Below are 20,366 nucleotides of genomic sequence, written 5' to 3'. Positions count from 1 at the left end.
TAAAGGGCACTATGGAAAAAGCAATGTATAAATCTTTGTCTGATATTAGAAATACTTACAATCAATTAAATGAAAAACTATCAGATGAAGCGATTATTTCAAACATCAAAGAATATACAAGATTGAACAAAGAAATTAATAAAATCAAAGATATAGCAAACAAATTTAATGAGTATGAATCAACTTTATTTATGCTTGAAGAAGCAAAAGGATATCTTAGTTCAAAAAATGAAGAAGAACAACTTTTAGCAAAGTCTATTATTGAAGAAAATTCAATATTAATTGAGCAATTAGAAGCCGAATTAAAAATTTTAATTTTACCTAAAGACGAAAATGACGATAAAAACGTGATTATTGAAATAAGAGGAGCAGCAGGAGGAGACGAAGCAAACATTTTTGCTGGTGATCTTTTCAAAATGTATACAAAATATGCAGATGAGTTAGATTTCAAAATTAAATTACTTTCTTCATCACAAGCATCAACTGGTGGATTTTCACAAATTATTTTTTCAGTCAAAGGTGAAAATGCTTATTCAAAACTAAAATTTGAAAGTGGCGTGCATAGAGTGCAAAGAGTTCCAGTTACAGAAAGTGCAGGAAGAATTCATACTTCAACTGCGACTGTGACTGTTATACCAGAAATTGATGAAACAATTGATATTGAAATTAAACCAAACGAAATTAAAGTTGATACTTATCGTTCAAGTGGAGCAGGCGGTCAGTCAGTTAATACAACGGATTCTGCAGTAAGGATTACACATTTACCAACTGGAATTGTAGTTTCTTCACAAGATGAAAGAAGCCAAATTGCCAATAGGGAAACTGCGATGACCGTTTTAAAATCAAAACTTTATGATTTAGAAATGGCGAAAAAAAATGAGGAAGAAGCGGGATATAGAAAACTTGCTGGCGGCGGAGCTAGAAGTGAAAAAATTAGAACTTACAATTATCCTCAAGATCGTGTAACTGATCATAGAATTGGTTTTTCTACTTCTCTTAAACAAGTAATTGAAGGTAAACTACAACCAATTGTGGAAGCTTTATTAACTGAAGAACAAAATCAGAAAATCAAAGAAGCTGGTTTATTATAGAATGAAAGAAAAAAATGAATTATTGCTTTTAGAAAAGAAAAAATATAATTTGCCTTCATTTATTAGCGATAAAGAAAAAAGATTGCTTAAAAATAATGTTCCTATTCAACACATTATAGGATTTGTTGATTATACTGATGTTAAAATCAAAGTTAACAAAAATGTCTTGATTCCTAGATATGAAACTGACGAATTAATCTATTTAATAGCTAAAGACATAAAAAAAGATGATATTGATATTTTAGATCTTTGCACTGGTTCAGGTTTTATTGGTTTAAGTTTAAAAAGAAAAAAACCGAAAGCTAAAATTTTAATGACAGATATTAGCCAAAAGGCTTTGAAAATAGCAAGATACAATAGAAAAATTAATTTTAAATTTGATAAAAATTTAAGTATCAAAAAAAGTAATTTATTTGAAAATGTCAAGGGAACATTTGACTTAATTGTTTCCAATCCTCCTTATTTAAGCAAAGATGATTCAACAGTCGATGCTAGTGTAATTGAACATGAGCCTAAAATTGCTTTATATGCAAAAAATAAAGGCTGACAAATCTATGAAAAAATTTTAAGTCAATATAATAAATTTCTAAAGCCAAATGGAACTCTATATTTAGAAATTAATCCCTATCATTATGAAAAATGAACTAAAATTAAAAATGTAGAAATAATAGAAGATATTAACGGGAAACCCAGATTTATAAAAATTGTTAAAAGGATTTAATTATGGAAAATAAAATTTTAGAAAAAATTCAGAGAAAAACTTCACAAAAAGTTTTACTATCATCTAATTTAAAAGAATTAAAAATTGACTCATTAGATTTAGCTGAATTAATTTTTGAGGCAGAACAAGAATTGAATGTTCAATTTGATGATAATGAATTATTAAAATTAGCAACTGTGCAAGATATAATCGACTTAATTAATAAAACATTAAAAAAATAAAAAGCAAAGAAAAATCTTTGCTTTTTTAAAGCATACATAAAAACAATATTTTCTCATATTTTTTAAAAAGTAGTAAAAAATGCATTTTTAGTTAATTTTTTATATTTTTTTAACTTTTTGATCTTTCTAAAAAAACTTTTGAACCTTTAAATTTATATAATTTTTTTGTGAAAATTTTCACAAACTTTAAACAAATTTTTTTAAAAATAGGAATTTTATGACTAGAAATAGAAAAACTGTCTCAGTTACTATAAAATCTCACAAGAGCAGACTTGTAACTACTCTTCTTGCTCTCTTTTTAGGGTGATTAGGAATTTATAGATTTTAACTGGAAACATTTTGTGAGAATTAATTAAATTCCTTACATTTGGATTATTTGGCCTTTGATGATTAGTGGATATTCTTCTCGCTGTTACTGATAATATGAAAGACGGTCAAGGAGTTTTTATTTCACAATGATAAAATAGCGCATGCTATTTTTTCTTTTATTTTTTAGTTTAGTGGTATAATAATACCACTTTGTAGGAGTGTAGTTCAACGGTAGAACAACGGGCTTCAACCCCGTGTGTTATGGGTTCGAATCCTGTCACTCCTGCCATTTTTTTATTCTAAAAAATGGCATAAAAAAAGCAACAAAAGTTGCTAATTATTAATTTGTTTAAGAAATGTTAAAAAGGCATTTTTTAATTCTTTATTTATTTTAATTCTCACACCAACGTATGATTCTGGTCCAGTATGAATGGCCACTACTGGAGCAATGTATCTTACAAGAGGTTCTTCACCAAATACATTGACAAATTCTTCTATAAATTCTTTAGAATCTTCTTCTAAGGCACCTGAGTGAAGATAAACTAGTAAAGAATTTTCGTCCTTGTCAAAAACATCTAATTTAGAATGGATATTTTTAATAACAGATTTTTTAAATACCCTTCCAGTTCCTTCTTTTAATAATTGACCATTTTGGAAAGTGATTAATGGAACAATACTTAACATTTTTGCAATTAATGCAGCAGAAGGATGTAATCTACCACCTTTAACTAAATATTTGTTGTATTTTGGAATTAAAGTAATTGAATATTCAAATCCTTTATTTTCTATATCTTCAATATATTGGTCAAATTTTGATGGATCATTTTTCATTTTTAAATCAAAGTCAAAGAGATCTAAAAGAATTAGTTCCACAATTTGTTTTGACTGCACTACTCTAACTTTAGGAAACTCTGCTGCTAGCGAAGTGAGAGCTTGGCAAGTTCCTGATAAGTATTTAGAAATGGGATAAACAATAATTTTGTCATACTCCTTTGAAAGTTGTTCAAATAAAGAATAAGCTTCTCCAGGATTGATTGAAGAAGTTTTTACTTCCGCGTCTTTAGTGTAATATTCAAAAAGATTTTTCGAAGTTAAATCGACTCCATCACGATATTCTTTACCATCAATATTAATGTGTAATGGTAAATAATATCATCCTAGTCTCTGGGCATCCTCTCTAGTTAACGCAGAAGAAGAATCTACTACTATTGCATATTTCATATTTCATATTATATATATAACTAGTATAATTCACATTATGATATTTTTTAATTTAAACAATAAATACAAAAACACAAATTTAATTTTTGTTGATACAAGAGTAAAACCAACCCAAGTAGATTTTTATGAAACTTTCAGTATTTTAAGAGATGATAATTTTAATATAAAGTTAATTAATTTTTTTCATCCAGTTAATTTAGAAAATGATTATCAAATTCTTGATAAAAATGTTGTAGAGCATATTAAAAAAGAAGTTTTAGTGAAAAATAATGATTATAAATTTAATAATGAAATGTTATTTGCTTTAGGAAAAATTATTAAAAGAGAAGTTCATCCCAAAAGCGAAAAATTAGCTATTTTAACAGTGGAAATTAAGAATAGACAAATTCAAATTGTAACTAATACAACTTACACTTTAGAAAATATGTATTTTGTTTTTGCACTTCCTGGATCAATTACTGCAAAAGGTGAAGAAATATTAGAAGGTTCACTATTGAATGTAAAAAGTGAAGGAATGCTTGCTAGTGTAACTAGCTTGGGATTAACTAAAGATGATAACTTTAATGAATTTGAAAAATTCATCAAATTCATTAATAAAAAAGAAGTATACGAAAAATATTTTAATGCTGATATTCAATATTTAATTGAAGTATACAAGAAAAGTTTATAAGGAGAATCATGACTCTATTAGAAGATTTGAGAGCTAGAGGGATTTTAAAACAGATAAGTAATGAAGAAAAATTTCAACAATTAATTCCTTCAGAAACTGCAATTTATGGCGGATTTGATCCAACTGCACAAAGTTTGCACTTAGGAAACTATATTTTAATTGCAACATTAAAAAGATTTGCTCAATATGGCTATAAAACTTATGGATTAGTTGGAGGAGCCACAGGAATGATTGGCGATCCATCCTTTAAAGATTCTGAAAGAGTTCTACTTGATTTAGAACAAGTAAAAAACAATAAAACAAAAATAGTGGCACAATTAGAAATACACGGACTTACCGTTGTAGACAATTACAATTTTTATAAAGAGATGTCAATTTTAACTTTCTTAAGAGATGCGGGAAAATTAATTAATATATCTAGTATGCTTTCTAAAGATTCTGTATCAAGAAGAATAGAAAAAGGCTTGTCTTTTACAGAATTTTCATATACCTTATTACAAGGTTATGACTTTTTACAATTGTACAAAAATAACAATGTTAAAGTGCAATTAGGTGGTAGCGATCAATGGGGAAACATTGTCACAGGTTTAGACATGATTGCTAAAGTTGAGGGTGATGATCATAAAGCTGTTGGAATAACATTTGACTTATTAACAGATGAAAATGGAAATAAAATTGGAAAATCCACAGGCGGAGGTTCTTTATGATTGGATAAAGAAATGAATTCTCCTTTTAAAATGTATCAATATTTATTAAATCAAAGTGATGCAGCAGTTGGTAAATTATTAAAATGATTAACTTTTCTTAAACTAGATGAAATTAGTGACATTTTAGAAAGACATAATAATAATCCAAAAGAACATCTTGCTCAAAAAGTTTTAGCAGGAGAAGTGGTAAAAGATTTATTTGGTGTGCAAGAAGCATTAAATGCCAAAAAAATTACTGAAATTTTATATAACAAAAATTTTGATTTTTCTACCTTAAAAATACATGATTTAGTGATAATGGAAGATTATTTACCTCTTCTTGAGTTAAATGAAAATGATAATTTAGTTGAAAAATTAATTGAGCATAAATTCTTAAATTCAAAAAGAGAAGCAAGAGAATTTATTTCAACAAAAGCCTTAAAAATAGATGAATTAGAAATAGATGAAACTACTAAATATCAACCGCAAAAATTTGGCGGCAAATACGCTATTTTTAAAAAAGGAAAAAAACAAACAATTTTATTAAAAACAAAATAAACTAAAAAAAGATGAGTTGTTAATTCATCTTTTTTTAGTTTAAAATAGTGTCATTTGGTTTTTTGTATCTAAGCCATCAAAAACATTCATACTTTTAAGTCTCTCAAGCAAAGTGTTATTAGTTGTTGTTCTTTGTTTGAAGTCCTCAATGGAAATAAATTCTTTAGAATCTCTAGCACTAACTATTGAATTTGCCACAGCAAGTCCTAGTTGTTTTACGGCTGTAAAAGGAGGAATAAGACAATTATTTTCTTTGTCTATTACTCATTCATTTGCTTTAGAACGAGTGAGAGAAACATTACTAATATAGAATCCTCTTGCATAAAGTTCTTGGACTATTTCAAAAATTGGTAGTAATTTTTCATCAGTAGAAGAAATGGTTCTACGAGCTTCTTCAATTTTTAGTTCTTTTAATTTTCTGGCAACTCTTTTACCACCTTTAACGTCAATCATGTTTTCAATGTCTAAAACATCTGTTCTAGCAGTTAAATAAACTGAATAAAATTCTAAAGGATAGTATAGTTTATAATACGCAGACCATCAAGCCATTAATACATAAGCAGCAGCATGGGCTTTAGGGAACATGTACTTAATTTTTTTCATACTATCAATTTGTCATTGCGGCACTTTGTATTTAAGTAAAAACTCTTCCTCCTCAGAATTAAGTCCTTTACCTTTACGCACTTTTTCCATTATTTTAAATGCGTCTTTACGCGGAACATCTACATTCATTAATTTGACTAAAATATCATCACGACAAGAAATAACGTCGCTTAGTTTAAAGTTGCGTTTAAGAATTAAATCTTCTGCATTACCAACTCAAACATCTGTTCCGTGTGAAAGACCTGAAAGTGAAATTAAATCAGCAAAAGATGACGGCTTGGATGAAGAGAGCATTTTTCTAACGAATTTGGTTCCAAATTCTGGTAGTCCTAAGGCGCCTGTTACTTCATTGTCAATATCCTCTGGTTTAATACCCATCGATGCAGTTGAAGAAAATAAAGACATTACTTTAGGATCTTTTTTAGGGATTGCTGATGTTTTAATTCCTGTATATTCTTCTAATAATTTAATAATAGTTGGATTATCATGACCAAGAATATCTAGTTTTAATAAGTTATCATGAATAGCTTTAAAATCAAAGTGTGTAGTTTTTCAAGTTGAAGTTACATCATTAGCTGGAAAATTAGTTGCTGTAAAATCTGTTACATCGAATTCTTTAGGAATAATCAAAATTCCTCCTGGGTGTTGACCAGTAGTTCTTTTTACTCCTTCTATTCTTTTAGCTAGATAATGCACGTAAATTTCATTAATTTCTTGTTTAGTTTCTTCTGCATAATTTTTAACATATCCATACGCTGTTTTGTCAGCCACTGTTTGTACAGTCCCGGCTCTAAATGTGTGGTATTCGCCAAAAATGTTTTTTACTTCATTATGAATTTCTGGTTGCACTTCACCTGAAAAGTTTAAATCTATATCCGGCACTTTATCAGCATCAAAACCTAGGAAAGTTTCAAAAGGAATTGTTTGCCCATCTGTATCCATTAAAGATCCACAGTTGTCACATTTCTTAGGATCTAAATCGAATCCAGAAGTAATATTTTTGTCTTGGCAAAGTTCAAATTTTTTACATTTTAAACATATGTAATGTGCTGGTAAAGGATTAACTTCACTAACCCCAGAAAGATATGCAGTAATTGAAGAACCGACAGATCCACGGCTTCCAACAACATAGCCTCTTTCAATTGATTTTTGAATTAAAACATGACTAATTCAATAAATAACAGAAAAACCATGTTTAATAATCGGAGTAAGTTCAGATTCAATTCTTTTTTCAATTAATTCAGGCAAAATCTCACCATATTTTTCATGAGCAGTTTTGTAAACAAGTTCTTTAAGCTTCAAATCAGAATTGTCAAAATTTGGAGTGTATAAATCTTCCTTAATAACTTTGATATCTTCACATAAATTAGCAATTTTTTGTGTATTATCAATAACAATTTCTCTAATCAATTTATCATCATTTAAAAAAGCAAATTGTTCTAACATTTCTTTAGTAGTCAAGAAATTTTGTGTAGGAATTTTAATATTATTGTTTTTGGCTTTTTCATAGTTATACAAATAATGTCTACTATTTCCAATACCTTTTGAATATACAACTATTTCATAGGCTTTTTTGTCTAAAATTGAATTGTATTTAACATCTCCAGTAGCCACAACAATTTTGTTTTTTTCTTTTGCTTTTGTAATGATATCTTTTAGTGCAAACTCTAATTCTTCTTTGCTTAAATCACCATATTCTAATCAGTGACTAAATACTTGTGGTGCAGGTATTTCTACATAATCAAGTTTTTCTAAAGTATCTATAAATAACGAAGTTGAGCCATAAAAATAATCATCTAATAACTTACTTCTTAAGGTACTTGAACCAATTAAAATATTTTTTTTGTTTTCTAAATTTTCTCAAAATAATTTTGGTTGATTTCAATATTGGTCTGTTGAAGCAAAAGAAATCAATTCAAATTGCTCTTTAAGTCCCTGATTATTTTTTGCCAATGTAGTTATTTCATAAGCAAATTCGCGTTTATATAAACTTTTTGACGTTTGATTTGCCAAAGTTTTTAAATCAAAAATATTATTTTTTTCTAAGATACCAATTAATTGAATTCAAACATTTGCTAAAACTTCAGCATCATAATCTCCACGGTGAGCTTGATTTTCATCATAAATAATATCTACTTTCTTAGCTAAATCTTGAAGTTTGTGTTTTGAATCATCAGGAAAAAGAAAACGTGATACTTTCAATGTGTCTATAACTGCAAATTTTGGAAAAGGTTTATTATATTTAAAAAATTGTTCTTTTAAAAAATGATAGTCGAAACGTGCATTATGAGCAATGGCAATTTTATTGTTTAAAGATGAATAAATTTCATCTAATGCATCTTGTATATTTTTACCATCTTCTAGCATTTTATTGGTTATTCCGGTTAAGTTGGTTGTAAATGAAGAAAGAGGTTGTTTAGCTTTAATAAAGAACTGTTCTTTATTATCAATTCTTAAGCTTTGTGTAACTTTTACTGCTCCATATTCAATAACTTCGCCAAATCTTGGAAAAAGAGAAGTTGTTTCGATATCGAATGCAACATATTCTGTATTTCTTAAATTAACATTTTCAAAATCACCAATAATTAAATTCACATTTTTATTAATAATAGTAAAAGCGGTTCCATAAAGAGGTTTAACACTACTTTTTTTTGCTGTATTGTAGAATTCAGGATAACCTTGACAACCATTTAAATCCATAATTGCAACAGCAGGCATTTTGAATTTTTCTGCTTGTTTAATAATTTCAGAAGGATTTAATAAACCATCCATTGTATTCATTTTAGAACTGATATGAAGTTCAACTCTTTTATCTTTTTCGTCCATTAAATCTTGAGATTCAGAAATAGGAGAAACAGTTTTTTCGAAAGAATCAACATATATTATTCTTGTTTCTCTTGATTCTTGTATTTTAAGAGCTAAACGACCTTTTACTTTAATTCATGAATCATTTTCCAATATTTTTTCTTCTTCTGATGACAATAATTCTTTTGTAAAGTATTGAAGTTGAATACCAGAAGTTAAGTCAGTTAAAGAAATAATATAAAGATGTTTTTTTTCATTAGCATTATTTAAGGCTTTATATTCTTTTTTAAAAACTAATCCGCTAATTTCAACCGCAGTTTTGTCTTCTAAAAAATATAAATTTTCAATAGTTGTATTTGCATAAGAAGTGTTTAGTCTTGAAAAGGATTTTTTTCTAGTAAAAAGACTGTCTTCATCTTTTTTAATACTTTGATTTTCTTTTAAAGCTTGTGCAATAGCAAAGTTTAAATTTTCTTTTTCAACTTCTATTTCTATAGGTGTTTCATGCTTGATTTCAACTAATTTCAAATTAAAATTTAATTTTTGAAATCCATACCCTTTTAACTTAGCAACAAAATCGTAAAAGATATCTTTTTCTTGTTCATAAGTATTTTTGTTATAGATTTTTAGTGTGAAATCATAGTTGGAATTCATTATTAAATTTTGATCAAAATTTAAATTTTGAAGTGATGCATATTTAAATTTGGTTTTAGTCAAATTATGGCAAAAATTCAATAAACCTTCTTTGGTATATTGCAATAAGTCAAATTCATAAAAAACTTCAATGTTCCCCAAATGTCTTTTTTCGTTTAAAGCTAATTTAAAGTTCTTTATGTCGTGAAAGTTAATAAATTCATTAAATTTAATATGCAATTGAATACAATCTTTTTCTTTTACGTGAACAGAATTTATAATTTGTGCATTCAACATTGATTTTGGAATTTGAATTCCAAAATGAGAACAAAATTTTAAAAATTTTTGATTTTGAAAGTTGTTATCATGATGTGTCATATGTCTATTATATAAATTAAAATAAAAGCAAAAAATAAAAAAGAAAAACGGGGAAAAATCCCGTTTAACCTATTTTTTTAATTGTCTAAATAATAGAAAAGAAATTCATCAATTGCATTGTTACGATATTTGTAATAGGTTGTTTTTGAAAAATAGAGTAAATATCAAGATTTATTTTTATTATTGTTTAAAAACTCATTTTCAATAATCATCTTACTAATATCAGTTAAACAAGCCAAAACTTTAGAAAAATTATTTGAATAAAATTTATTTAATTTATATTCGTCTTTATTTTGCAATTCTGAATAACTATTTTTTAAAGCATCTCAACGTTGTGATTTAGATTTAGATAATTCTAAAAAACAAATATTTTCAACGCTTTTATACTTTTCTATGTTAGACATATTATGAAAGTATGTTTGCTGATGAAGCAAGTTCATAATTTAACTCCTTTTTTCAAAAAGTTATTAATTAGTAAGCTCTTGCAAAAACAACAAAACGTTTGGTTTTTGATTTACATTGTGGGTAAATACATTTAAATGATTTCGTAGGTTTATCAAATTTTTTGGGAATACATCTAGTTGTTGCTCCCGTTTCTTCTTTAATTATTTCCTCCACTTTACCAGAACAACAAAATGGAGCAATAACAAATTTACGGTTTTCTAATTCCGCCTTAAATTGTTCATAATCTTCATAAACAACAACTGTATTGTCATTTAATCTTTTTTCGGCTTGTTCATAGAGGTTATTGTGAATTGCATCTAACAATTCCCCTATACGATCTTTAACTTTGGCTAATTCAACAACTTCTTTTTCTAAATTGTCTCTACGCACTAAAGTCACAGTTTTGTTTTCAAAATCTTTTGGTCCTATTTCTAATCTTAGTGGAATACCTTGTATTTCGGCGTTAGCAGCTTTAAAACCAGGACCTTTATCTGAAGCATCTAAACTAACACGATATTTTCTTCCTAAATCTTTTTCTAGTTCTAAACAAAGTTCATGTATTTTAGGATTTTTGTTTGCAAAAAGCTCTAAAATAATAACTTGAGTTGGCGCAACACGTGGAGGAATTACAATTCCACGATTATCTCCATGTGTCATAATAATGGCGCCTAAAAGACGAGTAGAAACACCTCAAGAAGTTTGATAAACATGTTCAGTTAAATTAAATTTATTTTTAAATGTAATATCAAATTGTTTTGAAAAATTTTGTGCTAGGTAATGACTTGTTCCAGATTGAAGTGCTCTTCCATCTTTCATCATTGCTTCAACGGTGTAAGTTGAACAAGCCCCTGCAAATTTTTCATTAGCAGTTTTTTTACCAATAATAGTAGGTAGAGCCAAAAAGTTTTTCAAAAACCTTGCATAGCAAGAAATCATCATTTTGGTAAAGTGTCTTGCTTCAAGAGGGTCAGCGTGACATGTGTGTCCTTCTTGTCATAAAAATTCTCTACTTCTTAAAAACGGATTAGTTGTTTTTTCTCATCTAACCACGTTTGCTCATTGATTATAGATGATGGGTAAATCTTTATGAGATTCAATTGAATTTTTAAAAAGATCTGCAAACAAAACTTCTGAAGTTGGTCTTACGAAAATTTTTTCATCAATTTTTTTGTCGCCAACCATAGTTATAGTTGCCAATTCAGGATTGAATCCTTTTATGTGTTCCTTTTCTTTGTTAAGTAATTTTTCTGGAATAAAAAGAGGCAGATAAACATTCTGAATTCCTTTTTCTTTGAAAATTTCATTCAAATTTTGTTGAATTAATTCTCAAATTCCATACGCATTAGGTTTAAAAATTAAAGTTCCTTTAACAGGACCATAAGCAATTAAATTTCCCTGCTTGACAACATCTGTGTATCACTTTGAAAAATCCTGTTCTAAAGGTGTAATTTTTTCTAGTTCTTTCATAATTGGGATTATATAAAATTACATTATTAATTCAAACAAAAAAGCACATTTTGACTTAAAAAACGTGCTTTTTTATAAAAAATCATTTTAAGAATTTTCTCAAGGTTTAGATAAAACATATCTTCCAGTTTCAGTTACAAGAACATCATCCTCATTTCTTGCTCCACCTAAACCTTCAATATAAATTCCAGGTTCAACAGTAATTATCATTCCAGGTTCTAAAACAGTATCTGCCAATTTACTTACATAAGGTTCTTCATGAACATCAATTCCTAATCCATGACCTGTTGAATGCACAAAATATTCTCCATAACCTTTTGCAGTAATGTAATCACGACAAATTTTGTCAATTTCAGAAGTTTTAATTCCAGGTCTAACTGCATCTCTACCCGCTTTTGCAGCTTCTTCAACAATTTGTAAAATTTCTAAAGCCTTAGGGTTAGAAACATTTTCATTTCCACCCAACACAATTGTTCTAGTAATATCAGCACTATATCCTTTGTATAAAGCTCCAAAATCAACTTTTAATAAATCACCTTCTTTTAAAACTTCGTCAGTAGGATGATGATGTGGTTCAGCTGAATATTTACCAGTTGCAACAATTTCATCAAAACTTTCTTTGTCCGCTCCTTTTAATTTCATTAAGTAATTTAATCTAGCAGCAACTTCTTTTTCAGTCATTCCTGGTTTCACTCATTCAATTAATTCTGCATACGCATCTAATGAAATATCTACGGCTTTTTGAATTAACTGAATTTCTTCGTTTGATTTAATAATTCTTAAACCTTGTCCTGAAATTCACTCAATTTCTTGAGGATTTACAAGATTATTTAATTTTTGAAAATCTCCATAAGTTAAATAATCTTGTTCGTATGCCACTTTTTTATAAGCTTTTTTGGCAAAAAAGTCTTTTAATGTTTTTGCACCGTTAAGTAAAATGACCTCAACATTTTCTGCTTTGTTGTTTGCATATTCAATGTATCTTCCATCTACAAACAAGTAAGCTTTATTTTTTTCTACTACAAGATATCCATCAGTAGTTTGAACTTTTGAATATCATAATCTTGTCTGGGGAGCCATAGAAATAAGGGCGTCAATTTTTTTTCCTTTAAATAGTTTGTCTAAAATTTTTCTTTCCATAATAACTTTCCTTAAAACTTAGTAACCAAATTTTTTCAATGCTTTAGAGTCTTCTATTCATTTTCTAGCTACTTTTATCTTTGTATTTAATTGAATTTTAGCACCAAAAAGCGTTGTAAGTTTTTTTCTGGCATCTATTCCAATTTTTTTTATCATTGAACCATTTTTACCTATTAACATACCTTTTTGCGAATCTTTTTTAACATAAATTATCGCTTCAATTGCGATAAAGTTATTTTCTTCATCTTCATTGAATTCATTGACTTCAACTGCAATTGAATGTGGTAATTCGTCTTTTAGAAAATTAATAGCAGATTCACGAATAATTTCTTTTGTTATAAAGCGCATTGATTTATCAGTAATTGCGTCAGTATCATAAAGTGGTTCACCTTCATAGCAATATTCTTTTAGAACCGTAATTAAATCATTTATTGATCTTTTATTTTTTGTTGAAACACTTAAAATTTTGCTAAATTCAAAGTTTCTTAATTCATTTATTTTATTTTCAATTTCTTCTGGTTTTTTAGCGAGATCTATTTTTGTAATTACCGCAATTTTGTTTTTGACATTTTTCAATTTTTCTAAAATATTTAAATCACCCGCAGCAATTTTTTCATTAATTGGGCTAAGAAACAAAATACAATCAATGTCTTTGATTGTGTCATAAGCATTTTTATTTAATTGTTCACCGAGCAAGTTTAGTGGTTTATGAATGCCGGGAGTATCGATGAAAACGATTTGATAGTTTTCATCGTTATAAATACCTGTAATTTGATCTCTAGTGGTTTGTGGCACATTGGACACAATAGAAACGTTATAGTCTAGTATTTGATTCATTAAAGAAGATTTTCCAACATTAGGTCTTCCTATAATCGAAATCATTGCTATTTTCATTATTTAATTTGCTCCGCTCTAATTGGAAGAGGGACAAGATCTTTTACTGTAATTACTAATTGTTTGTCTCCTTTTTGATTAATTAAGATAATTTTTGCATCATCAGGCATAAATTCAGTTAAAACTTGTCTACAACCCGCACAAGGAGAAGTAATTTCATCTGTAGAAGCCATAACGTAAATTTCTTTAAAAGAACCAACTTTTCCTCCGTATGCAACAGATCCAAATAATGCTGATCTTTCTGCACAAAGGCCTGAAGGAAAAGCGGCATTCTCTACATTTACACCATAAAATTCTTTTCCGTTTTCATCAACAGCAATTGCTGCAACTTTAAATTTTGATCATGGACTATAAGAATAGTTTAATAACTCTTGTAATTTTTTGATTTTCATTTTTTAATCCCTTGTAATGTTTAATGGTAAAAAAATTTGATCAACTAAATCATTCATAATTTTTCTTTCATTTTCTTCTTCATGGTCATAACCCATCAGATGAATTAATCCGTGTGAAAATAGATAGCAATATTCTCTTTTTACGCTATGTCCAAATTCATCTGCTTGTGTTTCCACTTTATCAGCGCTAATAACAAGTTCTCCGAGTGGTAAAACGGGCATATCATTATAAAGATCTAAATCACCAAAATCAAAAGAAAGAATATCTGTGGGGTAATCTTTTCCACGATAAGTTTTATTCAATTTTTGAATTTCTTCATTATTAACAATTGTTACATCAACAGAAACAATTTGTTTGATATTAAAAACTTTTTTGAGATTCAAGAGAATTTGCTTATATTCTTTTTCAAATTTAAATGAATTTCCATATTGTTTATCAATGTTTAATTCGACCATAGTTCTATTATATATAAATATGACTTATTTATAGCTGAAATAGTTTATTCAAAAGTGAAATTTTATCTATAACAATTTTTGCAAGAACATTGTCTTTTGGAAGGATGTTTAACTTATTTTTAAATGAATGAAAAACAATATAAATTCAATCATTTTGTACATAAATTTTTCTAGTTGTTAAATTTATTTTTTCATTTTCAATGATAAACACGATTTCTTGATTTATCTTAAATAAATTTCTGTTCTTAGCCTTATTTATAGTTCTAAAAGTATGTTCATCAACATTTTCAAGTTGTACATATTCAAATTTATTTAATTTATAGAAATAAATGAAAATAATGAAGAAAACAAAAAGTAAGATAATCAAAAATATTGAAAAAACAATAATTTTATTAGAGTTGGTTAATTTTTTCAAAGTCCACCTCTTTATTTGTAAAAACATATTTTTTAGAATGACTAACTTCAATAAATAAGGAAGAAACAAAAATCTCTTTTATTAATGCTTTTATTTTTGAATAAATTTCAAAAGAAATATTTTCAAATGCTTCATCCAAAATAACTAATTTATAGTTCTTAGTGAATAATTTAAGCAGTGAAATAAATTGTTTTTGTCCACTAGAAAAGTTTTTACCACCATCAATAATTTGACTTTGAAAATTAATTCTCATTAGATTAATAATTTCAGCAAATTGTTTGTTATTTAAAAGATTATTTAGAAACTCGATTTTTTTCTCATTATTTTCAGTAACATATTCATAAATTGATGTACTAGGTAAAAATTCATTTTGTTTGATAAAACAAATATTATTTTGCAAATCTTCAATATCAATATTTTTATATTCAATGTTGTTTATTTTTATAGAACCATTTGTTGGAAAGTTTAAAAAAGCAATCAAATTTAAAAAAGAACTTTTTCCTGAGCCGTTTTTTCCATTTATTTGAATATTTTGGTTTATTAAAAAATGTTTTAAATTAACAATCTTTTTATCAACTTCATATTCAAAAAGTAAATTATTTATCTCTATTTCATTAATTTTAGAAATTTTAAATTTTCCATTTGTTTCTTTTTCTGAAAAATTTAAAATGAAATTTAATTCAGATTGCTGTGAATTTAAGAGAGATTTATTTAAAAAAATAGAAAATAGTGAATTAGCAGGCATAAAGAGAAAATTTGAAATAGAAATAAACATCATTAAGATTCCAAATGAAATTTGATTAGAAAAAATAAAAATTCCACCAACAAAAACAATAATAAGATTTAAGTTACCCATTATTAAATCTATAAAATAATTTTTAGAGTTTAGACTGTTAAAAAAACTAAAGTTATTTTTTTGATACAAAAATAATTTTTCGTTGTTAATTTTTTTAAAAAAATTATAAGAATCAGAATTTAAAAAGTTATTTTTAGAATTAATAATATTCATGTCTGCTATTAGTTTCTCCAGATTGGCATTTAAAACCAAAGGATAAGTTTTTTTAATTTTTATATGAAAAGCAAAATTTACTAATAAGCTTATAAATAAGATTATAAAGACAATTGAAAATAGTCAAAAGTGCAATCAAATTAAAATAAGTATTGATCCAATTATTGAAAAGGTTTCAAATAATATAGAATGAGTAAAGTTAGCTTTATATTCAGCAATAAAGGGAATGTATGAAAATTTTTTAATATATTCATTTGTAGTTAATTTATTTAAAGTTTTCTCATCACAATGAGATAATTTGTTAAGCAAAGCAGTAGTTATTTTATTTTCTATTTTCATAGTTACTTTTTTCAAAATAATGTTTTTTAAAAATGAATTAATAAATTTAAATGAATTAAGTAATAAAAAAACAATGGAAAGAATTATTAAATTTTCAGATAAATTATTAGGAATTAAAAAATCAAAAACTATTTTAAAAAACAAGGAAACAGAAAAGGAAAAAAACAAATTTAAAATGGAAATAAGAAAAACTAAAAAAGTTTCTTTTTTAAATTCTGAAAACTCACTAAATTTATTGTTTAAGACGATATCAATATTTTTTGTATTTTCAATTTTGTCAAAAGTTAATACAACATTAAGAAATATTTTTTCCAATTCATCTTTTTTATAGACTGTTCGATCACCAATTGAAGAATCTTGAATATAAAATTTATAATTTTTAATTTTTTCTAAAATTACAAAATGATTCAGTCCATTTTTGTTTATTAAAAGTACAATTGGTAAATTTTTTTCTGAAATTTTTTCCAAAGTGAGAAAATCGCAACTGTAAGATTTAAGTTCTAAATTAATTTTTTTAGCTTGATCTTTAAGAGAATTTATGTTTATTCCATTTTCATTGTATGATGCATTAAGTTTTAAGTAGTTTATGTCAATGTATTGATCATTGTGATATAGTGCAAAAAACTGTAAAATATGTAATCCACAATCTTTTATATCATTTTGTTTGGTAATTTTCATATTAATATTATTTAGTTTTAGATATGATTATTATTAAAAGAACTAAAAAGATAAAATTATTGCAAAAGTTTAAGGAGAAAATATGTCAAACAACAAAATTATTGCTTTAGCTAGTGATCATGCCGGAGCAGATTTAAAAAATCAATTAAAACAATACATGGAAGAAAAAGGCTTTAAAACAATGGATTTGGGACCAGAAAATTCTTTAAATCCTGTTTCATATGCAGAACAAGGACATAAGTTAGCTAATTATTTAGAAGAAAACAAAGATGTAGATTTTGGTTTAGGATTTTGTGGAACCGGATTAGGTATTTCATATGCTTTAAATAGACATAAAAACATTAGAGCAGCAAGAGTAACAACCGTTCAAGATGCGGAATTGGCAAAATTGCATAATAACGCTAATGTTTTAGTTATGGGAGGAAGATTGTTGTCTTTTAATGAGGCAAAAGCAATAGTAGATAAATATCTTGAAACTAATTTTGAAGGTGGCAGACACCAAGCGAGAATTGAACAAATTGATAAATTTTAATTTAAGGCTTAAATGAAAAATAATAAGAAAAACATTCTAACGGGTTTGCAACAAAAAGATTTAAAAAAAAGTTATAGAAATTCTTTAAAAAAATCTTGATTAACAAAAAACATTATTCCTATAAATAAAAACAGATGATCATTCATCGAAGAAGTAATTAAATTCTTTTTAAAAATAATTTTAAAAATTGCGACGCCAAAAATAGGATGAAAAAATAAAATAAAAACAAAAGAACTAATAAATCGTACATACGATAAGTTCATTAGTAAAGATCTAGTATTTATTCCACTGTCTCTTTCATTTTATTTTTTAATATCCTTTGTTCCGATTATAACTATAATTATGACTTTATTGTCACTAATTGATGGTTATAACCAAATATTTATTCAATTGATAATGTCTAAAATTATTCCGGGTATACAAAGTATTTTAGACTTACAAATAACTAGCAAATCACATGAAGGATTGCAATATATTTCTATAATTTTTCTTTTACTTGCTTCATTATGATTAAGTTCAAACGGGTTTGCAAAATTTGTTTATAGTCAAAATTACATTTATAAACATGAATTTTTAGGTAACTGGTTTACTAACCGTTTAAAAGGACTTTTTATTGTTATGGGAATAAGCATATACTTATTTTTGGGTATTGCGCTCTACATTCTAATTTACTCTTCATTTGTAAAAGTTTTTACTAATAATAATTCACAAATAATTTTCTTTTACTCTTCATTTTCTGTTTATTTATTAATCTTTTTATACTTGGGTACTCTTTTACTATTTAAATTAACTCCAAGTTTTAAAGTCCCATTTACATCCATATTTCCTGGAGTTTTAGTTGCCGTTTTACCTATATGAATTTTTATTATGAGTTTTGGATATTTAACTTCTTTAATTAACTATAGTAAATACGGACTGATTGGAACCTTTATGTATGTGGCATTGTTTGTTTCTACATTAAGTTACTGTCTGATGTTGGGAATTATAGTTAATGAGGCTTATTATAAAACATATTATTCAAGTTATACAATTGCAAAAAAGAACTGAATTTTCTGAAAAATAAAATTTTAAACAACTGCAAAGTTGTTTTTTTAATCTTTTTTATAGCTGATTTAGTGTTCTCGAAAAGAGAAAAGATAAAAATTAAGATTTTTGTAAATTATTTATAATTATACGTATATATTAATACTATTACTAAGTAATAAGAAAACAACAAAATTAAATTAGGAGTAAACATGAGTAAATATACTGAACAAGAACAAGTTCGCAGGAATAAATTAGATGAATATGCTAAAAATGGAATTAATCCGTTTAAAAAAGCATACAACTTAGGTAAATTAGAATATAGTAAAAATATTATTAGTGAGTATGAAAAATTAAATAAAACAGAATTAGAAGATAAAAATATTGTTAAAAATGTTGCAGGAAGATTAATGATCAAACGTGGACCATTTTTAGTGATCCAAGACTATAAAGGTCAAATTCAAGCTTATTTCAATAAAAAAGAATTATCACATTTAGAATCACTAGTTGAAACATTAGATATAGGTGACATTATTTGAGTAAGTGGACCTTTAATGAAAACACAAACAGATGCTGTTTGTGTAAGAGTTGAAAAACTTGAAATTTTAACTAAATCTCTTAAACCATTACCAGAAAAATACCATGGTTTAACTGATACAGAAGAAAGATATCGTCGTCGTTATGTAGATTTAATTACTAATGAAGAATCAAGAGAGAGATTTAAATTAAGAACTAAAATTGTTCAATGAATTAGAGATTACTTTAACTCATTAGATTACATTGAAGCAGAAACACCTTTTTTACATGATTATTTATCTGGCGCTGCGGCAAGACCATTTAAAACACACCATAATTCTTTAAACCAAGAATTCGTTTTAAGAATAGCAACAGAAATTCCACTTAAAAAATTAGTGGTTGGTGGATTTGATAGAGTTTATGAAATGGGAAGAATTTTTAGAAACGAAGGTTATGACACAACACATAATCCTGAATTCACTACAATTGAATTTTATGAAGCTTATTCAAATGCTCAAGGTATGATGGAAAGAACAGAAACTTTAATTAAACAATTATGTGAAAAATTAGGCAAATGAAAATTCATCAACAACGGTGTTGAAGTTGATTTATCACAACCATTTAAACGTTTAAATATGGTGGATGCAGTTAATGAAGCAACAGGAGTAGATTTTAGAAATATTTCTCTTGAAGATGCTATAACTGTAGCAAAAAAACATGGCGCTAAATTAGAAAAATTTTATACTGTTGGTCACATTATTAATTCATTATACGAAGAATTAATTGAAGAAACATTGATTCAACCAACTTTCGTGTATGGACACCCAATTGAAATTTCACCATTGAGTGCTAAAGAAGATGATCCAAGATTTACAGAACGTGTTGAATTATTTATTAACACTAAAGAGTATGCAAACATGTATACAGAACTTAGTGATCCAATTGACCAATTAGAGCGCTTTGAAGCTCAATTGGACGAAAAAAACAAAGGAAATGACGAAGCTAGTGACATTGATTATGACTTTGTAGATGCATTAGAATATGGAATGCCTCCAGCGGGAGGTTGTGGAATTGGAATCGATCGTCTTGTGATGTTATTGACAGAAACCAGTTCAATTAGAGATGTTCTTTTATTCCCAACATTAAGAAGACAAAAATAAAAAAG

Annotated in this window: 18 protein-coding genes and 1 tRNA gene; 9 read left to right on the top strand and 10 right to left on the bottom strand. The window is 26.7% G+C overall.

Going from position 1 to position 20,366, the window contains the following annotated elements:
- The first annotated feature begins 11 nt into the window (after positions 1-11).
- The 4 genes from prfA to EXC37_RS03055 all read left to right on the top strand — a co-directional run bounded on the left by prfA (position 12) and on the right by EXC37_RS03055 (position 2,631).
- A complete protein-coding gene (gene prfA / locus EXC37_RS03070; RefSeq protein ID WP_006608332.1) occupies positions 12-1,091 on the top strand; it encodes a peptide chain release factor 1 in 1,080 nt (359 codons plus the stop codon).
- A gap of 1 nt (position 1,092) precedes the next feature.
- The gene (gene prmC / locus EXC37_RS03065; protein ID WP_029891926.1) at positions 1,093-1,812 is read left to right on the top strand and encodes a peptide chain release factor N(5)-glutamine methyltransferase; all 720 of its coding nucleotides are present in this window, start codon (positions 1,093-1,095) and stop codon (positions 1,810-1,812) included.
- 2 nt (positions 1,813-1,814) lie between these two features.
- Positions 1,815-2,033 (top strand): phosphopantetheine-binding protein, encoded by a 219-nt coding sequence (locus EXC37_RS03060; protein ID WP_029891925.1) that lies wholly within the window; start codon positions 1,815-1,817, stop codon positions 2,031-2,033.
- A gap of 523 nt (positions 2,034-2,556) precedes the next feature.
- Positions 2,557-2,631: transfer RNA gene (locus EXC37_RS03055), tRNA-Trp, on the top strand.
- 44 nt (positions 2,632-2,675) lie between these two features.
- Here the strand turns inward: EXC37_RS03055 and EXC37_RS03050 are convergent.
- Positions 2,676-3,563, bottom strand: a complete 888-nt coding sequence (locus tag EXC37_RS03050) for a DegV family protein (protein ID WP_029891924.1) — start codon at positions 3,561-3,563, stop codon at positions 2,676-2,678.
- A gap of 37 nt (positions 3,564-3,600) precedes the next feature.
- Between EXC37_RS03050 and tapR the strand changes: the two genes are divergently transcribed.
- Both tapR and tyrS read left to right on the top strand, forming a co-directional pair.
- Complete coding sequence (gene tapR, locus EXC37_RS03045) at positions 3,601-4,233, top strand: TyrS-associated PheT N-terminal domain-related protein TapR (protein ID WP_029891923.1); 633 nt, start codon at positions 3,601-3,603, stop codon at positions 4,231-4,233.
- An 8-nt stretch (positions 4,234-4,241) separates the two neighbouring features.
- Positions 4,242-5,477: a tyrosine--tRNA ligase gene (gene tyrS, locus EXC37_RS03040; protein ID WP_029891922.1), complete on the top strand. Its 1,236-nt coding sequence runs from the start codon at positions 4,242-4,244 to the stop codon at positions 5,475-5,477.
- A gap of 39 nt (positions 5,478-5,516) precedes the next feature.
- On the opposite strand, the gene EXC37_RS03035 is transcribed toward tyrS, so the two are convergent.
- The 9 genes from EXC37_RS03035 to EXC37_RS02995 all read right to left on the bottom strand — a co-directional run bounded on the left by EXC37_RS03035 (position 5,517) and on the right by EXC37_RS02995 (position 17,130).
- Positions 5,517-9,896 carry a PolC-type DNA polymerase III gene (locus tag EXC37_RS03035; protein ID WP_029891921.1) on the bottom strand — a complete coding sequence of 1,460 codons (4,380 nt, stop codon included), beginning with the start codon at positions 9,894-9,896 and terminating at the stop codon, positions 5,517-5,519.
- Positions 9,897-9,973: 77 nt separating this feature from the next.
- On the bottom strand, positions 9,974-10,336 hold the full coding sequence (locus EXC37_RS03030) for an MG284/MPN403 family protein (protein ID WP_029891920.1): 363 nt from the start codon (positions 10,334-10,336) through the stop codon (positions 9,974-9,976).
- Positions 10,337-10,367: 31 nt separating this feature from the next.
- Positions 10,368-11,807 carry a proline--tRNA ligase gene (gene proS / locus EXC37_RS03025; protein WP_006608324.1) on the bottom strand — a complete coding sequence of 480 codons (1,440 nt, stop codon included), beginning with the start codon at positions 11,805-11,807 and terminating at the stop codon, positions 10,368-10,370.
- 87 nt (positions 11,808-11,894) lie between these two features.
- Positions 11,895-12,947: an aminopeptidase P family protein gene (locus EXC37_RS03020; RefSeq protein ID WP_029891919.1), complete on the bottom strand. Its 1,053-nt coding sequence runs from the start codon at positions 12,945-12,947 to the stop codon at positions 11,895-11,897.
- 18 nt (positions 12,948-12,965) lie between these two features.
- The gene (gene era / locus EXC37_RS03015; RefSeq protein ID WP_029891918.1) at positions 12,966-13,841 is read right to left on the bottom strand and encodes a GTPase Era; all 876 of its coding nucleotides are present in this window, start codon (positions 13,839-13,841) and stop codon (positions 12,966-12,968) included.
- Positions 13,841-14,233, bottom strand: coding sequence for a cytidine deaminase (gene cdd / locus EXC37_RS03010; RefSeq protein WP_006608321.1), 393 nt, complete (start codon positions 14,231-14,233; stop codon positions 13,841-13,843). Before cdd ends, era begins: the two co-directional genes overlap by 1 nt.
- A gap of 3 nt (positions 14,234-14,236) precedes the next feature.
- Entirely contained in the window at positions 14,237-14,689 is a 453-nt protein-coding gene (gene ybeY / locus EXC37_RS03005) for an rRNA maturation RNase YbeY (protein WP_006608320.1), read from the bottom strand.
- Between the two features lie 28 nt (positions 14,690-14,717).
- A complete protein-coding gene (locus EXC37_RS03000; RefSeq protein ID WP_029891917.1) occupies positions 14,718-15,104 on the bottom strand; it encodes an MAG1140 family protein in 387 nt (128 codons plus the stop codon).
- The gene (locus EXC37_RS02995; protein WP_029891916.1) at positions 15,082-17,130 is read right to left on the bottom strand and encodes an Mbov_0121 family peptidase domain-containing ABC transporter; all 2,049 of its coding nucleotides are present in this window, start codon (positions 17,128-17,130) and stop codon (positions 15,082-15,084) included. The genes EXC37_RS03000 and EXC37_RS02995 overlap by 23 nt, the downstream gene beginning before the upstream one ends.
- An 82-nt stretch (positions 17,131-17,212) precedes the next feature.
- Between EXC37_RS02995 and EXC37_RS02990 the strand changes: the two genes are divergently transcribed.
- The 3 genes from EXC37_RS02990 to lysS all read left to right on the top strand — a co-directional run bounded on the left by EXC37_RS02990 (position 17,213) and on the right by lysS (position 20,361).
- The gene (locus EXC37_RS02990; RefSeq protein ID WP_029891915.1) at positions 17,213-17,662 is read left to right on the top strand and encodes an RpiB/LacA/LacB family sugar-phosphate isomerase; all 450 of its coding nucleotides are present in this window, start codon (positions 17,213-17,215) and stop codon (positions 17,660-17,662) included.
- Between the two features lie 12 nt (positions 17,663-17,674).
- A complete protein-coding gene (locus EXC37_RS02985; protein WP_006608316.1) occupies positions 17,675-18,733 on the top strand; it encodes a YihY/virulence factor BrkB family protein in 1,059 nt (352 codons plus the stop codon).
- Positions 18,734-18,897: 164 nt separating this feature from the next.
- A complete protein-coding gene (gene lysS, locus EXC37_RS02980) occupies positions 18,898-20,361 on the top strand; it encodes a lysine--tRNA ligase (protein WP_029891914.1) in 1,464 nt (487 codons plus the stop codon).
- Positions 20,362-20,366 lie beyond the last annotated feature (5 nt).

The sequence above is a fragment of the Mycoplasmopsis columbina genome, from assembly GCF_900660685.1.
Taxonomy (GTDB): Bacteria; Bacillota_I; Bacilli_A; order Mycoplasmatales; family Metamycoplasmataceae; genus Mycoplasmopsis; species Mycoplasmopsis columbina.
Note: the sequence above shows the minus strand (reverse complement) of the source record. Positions and strands in the feature narration are given on the sequence as shown.